Genomic DNA, 1,459 nt, shown 5'->3' on the forward strand with positions numbered 1-1,459 from the left:
ATTGGCCAAAAGACCGAGATCTTAGACGGGCTGACACTAATCGGAGCCGGTGTTTGGATCCTGTCGAGCCATCTGTAAGGTCAAAAAATGCTACCGCACATGAAGAGCTTCGCCGCGCGTACGCATATTTTTAAGTTCAGCCTCTAGCGTATGCAAGGCTTCCTCGTTCAGCCAATTCGCCGCTTCGACGGACGCCGCCAGCGAAGAAGCGGTATCGCCGCCGAAGCGGCTGAGCACCTCGTTGACCAGACCGGCTACCAGCTGCTCACGGGCCACCTGCGGGGCATACCGGAATGCATGGCTAGCCTTGAAGCGCTTTAGCAGCTTTTTCCGATACAGCCGTTCCAACGTGGACTGCACAGTATTCACTGAAATGCCGCGCGCCACACCAATGGCAGCATGTACCTCTTTGGAGGACGCCTCCGGGACTCGCCACAGATGTACCAGCACCGCTACTTCGAGAGTGCCTAATGGTGGAATGGCAAGTTTATCAGGGGTGTCTTGAGTCACAGGTTTTCCGGCGACGGGTCGTGAGAAGATGAGCTAGAGTATAGAAGCACAAAAACCGATGATCAATCGGTTTTGTAGAGCGAGTGCGCCCTGTCTGAGGGTTTAGATCGAGGTCAGCGCCATTTCCTTTACTTCTTGACCTGAAGCAAAGAGGTCGGTAGTCTTTACTCTATTGATTAATGTAAAGGGTTCTAGTCATGCCAAAAGTCAGCTCAAAACGACAAATCACCTTGCCTGTGGATCAGTGTCGGCTGGCGGGCATTGAGCCTGGTGATGAATACGACAGCTACGTGGACAACGATGGCCACATTACCATCATCAAAAAGGTCTCAGGAGCCGCGCGCGGGATTCTCAAGGGCATCCGTGTGGATCGCCAGGTGAGTGAGGACGATTCCCGCCAAAACGGTATCGGTGCGTGATTGCCATTGATACCAATGTGCTGCTTCGTTACCTACTGCTGGACGATAAGGCTCAGTCGCATAAGGCCGTATCACTGATCACGGGCTCTGTACCCGCTCTGGTGACGGATGTCGTGTTGGTGGAGACAATGTGGGTTCTAACGGGTAAGCGCTACAAGCTTGACCGCGAGGCCATTGCTGGCGTGATCAGTGCGCTGTTTGCAGAGCCGAACATTGTCTTTGAGGATAGGCAGACTGTGTGGCGTGCTCTGAATGACTATAAGAAGGCGCGGCCGGTGAAGGTCGGTGGCAAGAAAAAGAGCGCTGACTTTCCCGACGCACTCGTTGTGAATAAAGCCATGCGCCAAGCACGCGAGTGGGGCCAAGCGTTTGAAGGCGTCTATACGTTCGACGTCGCGGCTCTGGAAATACTGGGGACGCTAAGTCCATAATTCGCCAAAATTAAAAGGTCGGCATGAGCAGCATTGACCACTACATACGCGCGGGCACCCGCGCCAATACTCGCAAAGCCTACCAAGGAGCAGTCCGCC

General features: G+C 54.1%; 3 protein-coding genes. 2 read left to right on the forward strand and 1 reads right to left on the reverse strand.

Features of this window, described 5'->3' with window-relative positions; genetic code table 11:
- Positions 1-90 precede the first annotated feature (90 nt).
- Entirely contained in the window at positions 91-510 is a 420-nt protein-coding gene (locus tag B2W52_RS04390; RefSeq protein ID WP_050898225.1) for a BlaI/MecI/CopY family transcriptional regulator, read from the reverse strand.
- Positions 511-707: 197 nt separating this feature from the next.
- On the opposite strand from B2W52_RS04390, the gene B2W52_RS04395 reads away from it, so the two are divergent.
- Both B2W52_RS04395 and B2W52_RS04400 read left to right on the forward strand, forming a co-directional pair.
- Positions 708-929 carry an AbrB/MazE/SpoVT family DNA-binding domain-containing protein gene (locus tag B2W52_RS04395; protein WP_008169731.1) on the forward strand — a complete coding sequence of 74 codons (222 nt, stop codon included), beginning with the start codon at positions 708-710 and terminating at the stop codon, positions 927-929.
- A complete protein-coding gene (locus tag B2W52_RS04400; protein ID WP_123889262.1) occupies positions 926-1,360 on the forward strand; it encodes a PIN domain-containing protein in 435 nt (144 codons plus the stop codon). The genes B2W52_RS04395 and B2W52_RS04400 overlap by 4 nt, the downstream gene beginning before the upstream one ends.
- The last annotated feature ends 99 nt before the right edge of the window (positions 1,361-1,459 follow it).

Source organism: Marinobacter sp. UBA2498, from assembly GCF_002341575.1.
Lineage (GTDB): Bacteria > Pseudomonadota > Gammaproteobacteria > Pseudomonadales > Oleiphilaceae > Marinobacter > Marinobacter manganoxydans.

What these genes read in the sequence shown, in the direction of transcription:
- B2W52_RS04395 (WP_008169731.1), top strand. Translation starts at nt 708, where the DNA reads ATGCCAAAAGTCAGCTCAAAACGACAAATCACCTTGCCTGTGGATCAG.